The following is a 7,948-nucleotide window of genomic DNA, read 5'->3' as shown; positions in this document are numbered from 1 at the left end:
ACAAAATTCCTGACACGTCCCGCCGACTCGGCGGTAGCAATCTGCGGGGCCGGGTGTTGGCCAATCCACTGGCATATCGATGGCGCAACTGTCCACCGCCTGGCCGTGGCGCAGCCTTATGCTTTCATCGCCTCGATCAACGCTCTAAGTCCTGCCGATTGATGCTTGCGGCTTGGGAAATAGAGAAATACGCTTTCGTCGACGGTACACCAGTCTTCGAGGCAGCGCTGGAGCCGGCCGTCGCGAAGATATGGCGCCGCCCGGTTCTCCCATATGTATGCCAGGCCCAGCCCCCGCGCCGCGGCGTCAGCCATCAATTCCTGGCTATCGACCGTCAAGGGGCCGGCAACCTCGACCTTTACCTCTTCTCCGTCCTTGACGAATTCCCAATTCAAGATCGTCCCGCTGGGAAATGCATATCGGATGCAAGCATGGCTATGCAGATCGTGGGGCGTCATGGGCGCCCGATTTCTCTCGAAATAGCGCGGTGAGCCAACGACGGCGAATCGGAATTTCGGCTTGATTCGTACCGCGATCATGTCCTGCGACAGGCGTTCGCCGAAGCGGATACCGGCATCGAAACCTTCCTGCACGATATCGACCAGCGAGTCGGTGGCGACGACTTCCAGCTTCAGCCCGGCATGGCTTGCCAGGAGTTCCATCGCATCGCCCAGGACGTAGAGCGCAATCGAGTTTGGAACATTGAGTCTGATGGTGCCAAACGGCGTGGCGCGGAACGAGTTCAATCCATCCAGGGCGGCTCGCATACCGGCCATCGCCGGCTCCAACCGGGTGTACAGCGCTTCTCCGGCTTCGGTCAGGGACACGCTGCGCGTGGTGCGATGGAACAGGCGCACGCCCACGCGGCTTTCGAGGCTACGTATCGAATGACTTACCGCCGAGGCGGACGTACCCCGTTCGGTGGCCGCCTGACGGAAGCTCAGGTGCCTCGCCACCGATGCAAACACGGCCAGCTCAGCGAGTTCCGCGGTCTCCATTGGTGAACCTCATTCATCATAGTAAGAAACATTGACTACTTTATCATATCAATTAAACGCTCCAGAATGGTCTTCAAGAAATGAGCAGGAAACAGGATCTCTTTCTTCTTGCGAGTCCAACACGTTGAATCTGGAGAAACAAATGAGCATTCAAGCCTCGCCGCAAACGCTTTCCGGGAAAGTCGCGCTGGTGACCGGAGCAAGCTCCGGCATTGGCCGGGCCACGGCCATCGAACTCGCCCGCCGAGGTGCCAAAGTCGTCGTCAGTGCACGCCGCCGCGCCGAAATCGAGGCGCTCGCCGCCGAGATCAGGAACGGCGGCTACGAAGTGACGGCTGCTGTCGCCGACATCAACGTCGAACAGGACGTGATCAATTTGGTCGCAACGACGATCTCGACCTATGGGCGGATCGACGTGGCTTTCAATAACGCGGGCACCGAAGGCGAGTTCACGCCGTTCGTCGACCAGTCGAATGAGGTCTACGAGACGATCTTCAACGCCAACGTCCGCGGCGTCTTCTGGTCGATGAAGCACGAAGCGAAAGCCATGCTGGCGCAAGGCGGTGGCACCATCATCAACAATGCATCGATGGGCGGCGTGATCGGCTTTGCCAACGCTGGCCTCTATATCGCCAGCAAGCATGCGGTGCTGGGCCTGACCAAGACCGCATCGATCGAACTGTTCAAGCAGGGCGTGCGCGTCAATGCCGTCAATCCCGGCATCATCGACACGCCGTTCCAGGACCGCATCTGGCCGAGCGCCGAAGCGAAGGACGCTTTCGCGGCTTCGACCGTACCCGGCCGGGCGGGTTCTCCGGAAGAGGTCGCGACGGTGGTGGCGTTCCTGGCTTCCGATGACGCTTCGTTCGTATCGGGCCACGGTCTGCTGGTCGACGCCGGCTACTCGATTGCCTGATCGAAGACGGCGTCGATAAATATCGAAACCTGGCGCGTCCGCTCGCCGAAGGCGCAGGCGGTCCGCACTTCGTTGCCGACCTCGATCCGCCGCCGTCGCCGAATGCCGTTGAGTCGAGGGGCGAGCGCGAAGCGGGAGTGCTGGATACGCCCGTGCACATTGCCCCGACCAAGGGCTGCGGGATGTCGCAACCTGGACTGCCCGCGGCGTCATTTCCCTGATCTGGAACGCTAACCCATGACCGCACAATCCTCCCACGCCATACCGGCTCCGGCCAACGGCGCGCAACTTACGCTCATCGCATTCATCCGGGCAAAGCCCGGCCGCGGCGACGAGCTGGGACGCCGTCTCGGCGCCTTGGTCGAGCCCTCGCGCGCCGAGGCCGGCAACATCAACTACGACCTGCACCGCTCGAACGACGACCCGGATGTCTGGGTGCTATACGAGAACTGGCAGGCCGCCGCCGATCTGACGTCGCATTTCGAGCAACCCTACATGAAAGCATTCGTCGCGGCGCTTCCCGAGGTGCTGGACGGCGAAATGGATCTGCGCCGTTGCGCGATGGTCACCAAGGTCGCCGCATAGGCTTGGCGACGGCAAACGCCATTCAAAGGACCAGTAACGTGAAACTTTTCGAACCTGTCGCGCTGCGTGACGTCACACTGCGCAACCGCCTGCTCGTTTCTCCCATGTGCCAGTACTCAGCGCGGGACGGCCATGTCAACGATCATCACCTGATCAACCTCGGCCGATTCGCGATGGGCGGCTTTGGCTTGGTCATCGTCGAAGCGACCGGGGTCGTGCCCGAGGGCCGCATTACCCACGGCGATCTTGGCATCTGGTCGGACGACCACATACCTGGCCTGCGACGCATCGCGGATGCACTCAAGATGTATGGTGCTGTGGCCGGCATTCAGATTGCCCACGCCGGACCGAAGGCTGCCAGCCAGCGTCCTTGGCAGGGCAATGGGGCGCTCGACGACGACGATGTCCGGCGCGGCGAGCGGCCTTGGCCTGTGGTTTCCGCTTCCGGCAAGCCGTACGCCGATGGCTGGCTCAAGCCTGCGGCGTTGACGAGCGCAACGATGGCGGAGGTGAAACGAGCTTTCGTCGACGCGGCCCGGCGTGCCGATGCGGCCGGCTTCGATGTGATCGAGGTGCATTGTGCGCACGGTTATCTGCTCAACAGCTTTCTGTCACCCGTGACCAACGACCGAAAGGACGAATACGGCGGAGATCTCGACGGCAGGATGCGCTTTCCCCTGGAAGTCGTGCAGGCGGTGCGGGCGGCATGGCCGCAGGGTAAGCCGCTTTTCGTGCGGGTCTCCGCCGTCGATGGCCTGCGCGAGGGCATGTCCATCGAGGACACGGTGGTCTTTTCGCGTCGCCTCAAGGCGCTCGACGTAGATATCGTCGACTGCTCGTCGGGCGGCATCGCGCCGCGCTACGAGTACCCGTCCAGCTATGGCTATCAGGTTCCATACGCGCAGAAGGTGCGCAGCGAAGCAGGCATCGGCACCGCTGCGGTCGGTCTGATCGTCAACGGTCGTCAGGCCGAGGCTATCGTGGCGAGCGGCCAGGCAGACCTTGTCGCGATCGGCCGCGAGGCGCTGGCCGATCCGAATTTCGCCCTTCATGCGGAAGCCGAACTTGGCGCTGTCGATCCGCAAGTCCCGTTTGCGTCGTGGCCAACGCAGGTCGGCTGGTGGCTGCAGGGCCGGGCCGCGCAGATCCGGACATTCAGTGCGCAGTCGTGAGCGGCTACGTGACCGGGCTACACCCGCTGCGTAACCGAACCTTCCACCAGGAGTAGCAAAATGAAAGCATGGCAACTGAAGGGCTTCGGCCTCAACAACCTCGTCCTCGGTGAAACAGAAACCCCTCGACCCAAGGCTGGCGAACTGCTGGTCAAGGTGGGTGCGGTGTCACTGAACTTCCGCGACAAGGCCATCGTCGATGGCATCTACGAGCCGCATCTGGTTCCACGGGACCTGATCCCGGTCAGCGACGCCGCAGGAACGGTCGTGGCGGTGGGCGAGGGCGTGACGCGTTTCCAGGTCGGTGACCGCGTCAATTCGCACCTGTACTCCCGCTGGCTCGATGGCGCTCCCGGTCCGGACGAACCGGCCTACTGCGTCGGCTCGCCGCTACCCGGCGGGCTGGCCGAGTACATGATCATTCATGAGCAAGGCGCGGTTCGGGCGCCCGGTTCGATGTCCGATGAGGAGGCATCGACGCTCCCGATCGCCGCATTGACCGCCTGGTACTCGCTGGTGGACTTCGGTCAAATCCAGTCGGGCCAGAGTGTTCTGGTTCAGGGTACCGGCGGCGTTTCGATTTTCGCCGTCCAGATGGCTCGCGCCATGGGGGCCAAGGTGATTGCGACCTCCAGCCGGGACGAAAACCTGCAGGCCGCAATGGAGCTCGGCGCTTCCGCCGGCGTCAACTATCGCAAGACGCCGAACTGGGAAACCGAGGTGCTGGCGCTCACGGACGGCAAGGGCGTGGACCTTACTCTCGATGTGGCAGGGGGCGAAGGCATCAATCAATCGGTCGCAGCCACCAAGGCGGCCGGTCGTATTGCTCAGATCGGCTTTCTCGCCGGCCAGACGACGCAATTGAATCTGATGCCCCTGATCTTTCGCCAGACCACCTTGCGAGGCATCGCGGTCGCGCCGCGTTCCTCGTTCGACCGCATGAATCCGTTCCTGGACGAGCACCGCATTCGCCCCGTCATCGATCATGTCTACCCGTTCGGGCAGGCGCGCGAAGCGTTCGAGCATCTCGCGCGCGGTCCCTTCGGCAAGGTCGTCATAAAGGTGTGAGCCGCCGACGCGCACGGCTATGGCGTCTCACGCCTCACGCCTAGCACTGGCCTGGTTGTTTTCCACGCGCGCAGTGAATTTCCGCCATCGTTGTTGTGATGCTGCGCCAGCGAACTGGCCCCGCGGCTCCGGGTGGCGCGGCTAGGCCGAGTCGGTGCGCAACCGCACGGCATCCTGGATCGGCGGTGCTCCGAACAGGCGCTTGTATTCGCGGTGGAATTGCGACAGGTTATCGTAGCCAACGGTCGAGGCGACGATGCCCACGTCGCTCGCGCGCTTCAGCAACAGGCGACGTGCCTCGAACAGGCGCAGGCGTTTCTGGTATTGCAGCGGGCTCAGTCCGGTAGCGTCCTTGAAATGCTGGTGCAGCGAGGAAACGCTCATGTTGACGTGCCGGGCAAGTTCGTCGATGCGCATGGGCATCTCGTAATGGGCCTTGATCCATTCGACCGCGCGGGTAATCTTGAATGCACGGCTGTCCGCCACCAGGGCTTGCCTGAGGCGCAGGCCCTGGCTGCTCATCAGCAGGCGATAGATGATCTCCTGTTCGATCAAGGGCGCCAGCACCGGGATGTGCTTGGGTGTGTCAAGCAGCCGCGTCAGCCGGTAGGCCGCCTCAAGCAGGTCCAGCGACAGCTCTCCTGCGCTGATGCCCAATCCGGTCGACGATTCGTCCGGCGGCGGCAATTCGTGCGCCGCGACCAGATCGGCGACCTGCCGCAGGTCGATCTCGAAATTGAAACAGAGATAGGGATGCTCGCGGCTGGCCTGTTCTACCTTGCCGATGACCGGCATATCGATCGACGTGAGCAGGTAGTGCTCCGTGTCGTAGTGATAAGAAGCGTCGCCGGCGATGACGGTCTTGGCGCCCTGTGCGGCGAAGATCAGCGCCACCTTGCTGAAGGATGCTTCCTCCTTGCTCGGCGCCGAATAGCGGAAGAATCTCAGTGATGGAATCGCGGCCATCTGGTGTTCGCCGTCGATCGGCGTGAAGCGACCGGCGATGGCGGCGAGCGCGGCGGTGATGCCGGCCCGGGTCATTGGCAGCGGCGGCGTCGGGGGTGTCGTGTCCATATCCATGGCGTCCAGAAAGGTGTCGCCACTATCGGCTGTTTACCTGTGTCTTGTGAATCGTCCCACACGCATGTTCGGAGAATCGTACACAAAATAAAGAGGAACATGGATCCGGTCGGAGCGCGCTCGATGAAGAATGTTGCCGCTGTGCCACGCCATGCCGGACAACGCGCGCCATCGGTTCCCATGCCCCCACGCTGCCGGCGAACCGCAGGTCCAACCGCTCGCGGAAGACACAGGCGCCACAGCCTGGCTCCGGCACCTGCATCAACCGCAACCCCGCCAGCCCCGCCCGGAAATCCAGACTCAAAGATCCAGCACCAGCCTGGCCGACCGGCAGCCGGACACGCACACCAGCATGGTGTTGCCCGCGGCGCGCTCCTCGGCGGACAGCAGGCAATCCCGGTGGTCGATGTCGCCGGCCAGCACGGCGGTCTCGCAGGAGCCGCACGCGCCTTCCTGGCAGCTGTAGGCGACGTCGATGCCGGCCTTCAGCAGCACGTCGAGCAGCGACTGGCCGGCGTGCACGGTCAGGTGGCGCCCCGAGCGGGCCAGTTCGACTTCATAGTCCGCGTCCTGGGCCGCGGGGCTCGGCGTTTCCGCGCCGAACCGTTCGATGAAGCTGTTCTTGTAGCCGAGCGCCGAGCATGCTTTCTCGAAGGCGTCCAGCATGCCGGCGGGGCCGCAGCAATAGTAGTTGGCGTCCGGGTCGCCGCCGGCGAGCAGCTTGCGCAGGTCCGGCGGGCCGGCGGCGTCGTCGAAGCAGGCTTCCACCCGCGCGGCCTTCGCCTTGCCGAGCGCCTCGATTTCCCGGAGGAACGCGGCATGCTCGCGGGATCTGGCGCAGTAGATGAGCCGGACCTGCTCGCCGCGCGCGGCCAGGGCCTGGAGCATGGCGTAGATGGGGGTGATGCCGATGCCGCCGGCCACCAGCACGCTGTTGCCGTTGCCGGCGCGCAGGGCGAAGTGGTTGCGCGGCGCGCTGATGGTCAGTTCGTCGCCTTCCCGGATGCGGTCGTGCACGTGGCGCGAGCCGCCGCGGCCGGCGGCTTCCCGCTGTACCGCGATGCCGTAGGCGGAGCCGTCGGACGGGCGATACAGGGAGTAGCTGCGGTGCAGGCCGTCGGCGAGCAGCAGGTCGACGTGCGAGCCGCTGTCCGCCGGGGGCAGCGGCCGCGCGGCGTCCACCGGCACGAGTTCGAGGCTGACGATGCCGGTCGCTTCGGTGCGAATCCGCGCGACCTTGATCTGATGGGTGGCATGCATGGACAGGTCTTCTCCGTCTTCGATTGCTAGGCCGCCTGCGGGAGGGACCGCTGCGAGAGAAGCTCCACGGCCTGCACCAGCGCGGCGTGGTCCTGGTCGCCCAGGCCGAGCGCCTTGGCCGTGGACATGAGCTGCATCACGCCGGCGGTCTGGGGCAATGCCACGCCGAGGCCGCGGGCGGCGTCCAGGGCGATGGAGAGGTCCTTGCGGTGCAGGTCGATGCGAAAGCCCGGATCGAAGGCGCGGCTGACCATGCGCTCGCCGTGCACCTCCAGCACGCGCGAGGCGGCAAAGCCGCCCAGCAGCGCCTGGCGCACCGTCGCTGGGTCGGCGCCGGCGCCGGCCGCGAAGACCAGCGCTTCGGCGACGGCGGCGATGTTCAGCGCCACGATCATCTGGTTCGCGGCCTTGCAGACCTGCCCGGCGCCGGGGCCGCCCACGAGGTTGATGTTCTTGCCCATGCGCTCGAACAACGGCCTGGCGCGCGCGAACGCCGCGGGCGATCCGCCCGCCATGAAGGTCAGGCTGGCCGCCTTTGCGCCGACCTCGCCGCCCGAGACCGGCGCATCGAGATAGTCGCAGCCGAGCGCCTGCACCGCTTCGGCGAAGCGCCGCGTCGCCACCGGCGAGATGGTGCTCATGTCGATCACGAGCTTGCCGGGCGCCAGTCCCGCCGCCACGCCGCGCTCGCCCCACAGCACGGTTTCCACGTCGGGCGTGTCGGGCAGCATCAGCAGCACGATGTCGGACTGCCGCGCGACCGCCTCGCTGGAGTCGCAGGGGGCAAGGCCGTCCGCCAGCAGGGCCGCCGGCAGGCCCTTCCTGCCATATGCGCACAGCGGGTATCCGGCGCGCAGGAGGTGGCCGGC

Annotated in this window: 8 protein-coding genes; 4 read left to right on the top strand and 4 right to left on the bottom strand. The window is 64.9% G+C overall.

Annotation, left to right across the window (positions count from 1 at the left end; genetic code table 11):
* Window positions 1-116: 116 nt before the first annotated feature.
* The gene (locus K206_RS0106835; protein WP_020201669.1) at window positions 117-998 is read right to left on the bottom strand and encodes a LysR family transcriptional regulator; all 882 of its coding nucleotides are present in this window, start codon (window positions 996-998) and stop codon (window positions 117-119) included.
* A gap of 142 nt (window positions 999-1,140) precedes the next feature.
* Between K206_RS0106835 and K206_RS0106830 the strand changes: the two genes are divergently transcribed.
* From K206_RS0106830 to K206_RS0106815, 4 genes are all read left to right on the top strand, one after another.
* Entirely contained in the window at window positions 1,141-1,914 is a 774-nt protein-coding gene (locus tag K206_RS0106830; protein WP_020201668.1) for an SDR family NAD(P)-dependent oxidoreductase, read from the top strand.
* Between the two features lie 237 nt (window positions 1,915-2,151).
* Window positions 2,152-2,499, top strand: coding sequence for a putative quinol monooxygenase (locus K206_RS0106825; RefSeq protein WP_020201667.1), 348 nt, complete (start codon window positions 2,152-2,154; stop codon window positions 2,497-2,499).
* Between the two features lie 38 nt (window positions 2,500-2,537).
* Window positions 2,538-3,671, top strand: coding sequence for an NADH:flavin oxidoreductase/NADH oxidase (locus K206_RS0106820; RefSeq protein WP_043365714.1), 1,134 nt, complete (start codon window positions 2,538-2,540; stop codon window positions 3,669-3,671).
* 60 nt (window positions 3,672-3,731) lie between these two features.
* Window positions 3,732-4,739, top strand: coding sequence for an NAD(P)-dependent alcohol dehydrogenase (locus tag K206_RS0106815; protein ID WP_020201665.1), 1,008 nt, complete (start codon window positions 3,732-3,734; stop codon window positions 4,737-4,739).
* A 141-nt stretch (window positions 4,740-4,880) separates the two neighbouring features.
* Here the strand turns inward: K206_RS0106815 and K206_RS0106810 are convergent, their stop codons facing one another.
* From K206_RS0106810 to K206_RS0106800, 3 genes are all read right to left on the bottom strand, one after another.
* Window positions 4,881-5,813, bottom strand: a complete 933-nt coding sequence (locus K206_RS0106810) for an AraC family transcriptional regulator (RefSeq protein ID WP_052165797.1) — start codon at window positions 5,811-5,813, stop codon at window positions 4,881-4,883.
* Between the two features lie 306 nt (window positions 5,814-6,119).
* The gene (locus K206_RS0106805; RefSeq protein WP_020201663.1) at window positions 6,120-7,079 is read right to left on the bottom strand and encodes a PDR/VanB family oxidoreductase; all 960 of its coding nucleotides are present in this window, start codon (window positions 7,077-7,079) and stop codon (window positions 6,120-6,122) included.
* Between the two features lie 26 nt (window positions 7,080-7,105).
* Window positions 7,106-7,948: 2-hydroxy-3-oxopropionate reductase (locus K206_RS0106800; protein ID WP_020201662.1), on the bottom strand; the 843-nt coding region annotated here is incomplete at its 5' end.

It is taken from the genome of Cupriavidus sp. WS, from assembly GCF_000395345.1.
GTDB classification, from domain to species: domain Bacteria; phylum Pseudomonadota; class Gammaproteobacteria; order Burkholderiales; family Burkholderiaceae; genus Cupriavidus; species Cupriavidus basilensis_B.
The sequence above is the reverse complement of the archived record's forward strand: the minus strand, read 5'-3'. Positions and strand labels throughout refer to the sequence as shown.

What these genes read in the sequence shown, in the direction of transcription:
- K206_RS0106810 (WP_052165797.1), bottom strand. Translation starts at nt 5,813, where the DNA reads ATGGACACGACACCCCCGACGCCGCCGCTGCCAATGACCCGGGCCGGC.
- K206_RS0106815 (WP_020201665.1), top strand. Translation starts at nt 3,732, where the DNA reads ATGAAAGCATGGCAACTGAAGGGCTTCGGCCTCAACAACCTCGTCCTC.
- K206_RS0106825 (WP_020201667.1), top strand. Translation starts at nt 2,152, where the DNA reads ATGACCGCACAATCCTCCCACGCCATACCGGCTCCGGCCAACGGCGCG.
- K206_RS0106830 (WP_020201668.1), top strand. Translation starts at nt 1,141, where the DNA reads ATGAGCATTCAAGCCTCGCCGCAAACGCTTTCCGGGAAAGTCGCGCTG.
- K206_RS0106805 (WP_020201663.1), bottom strand. Translation starts at nt 7,079, where the DNA reads ATGCATGCCACCCATCAGATCAAGGTCGCGCGGATTCGCACCGAAGCG.
- K206_RS0106835 (WP_020201669.1), bottom strand. Translation starts at nt 998, where the DNA reads ATGGAGACCGCGGAACTCGCTGAGCTGGCCGTGTTTGCATCGGTGGCG.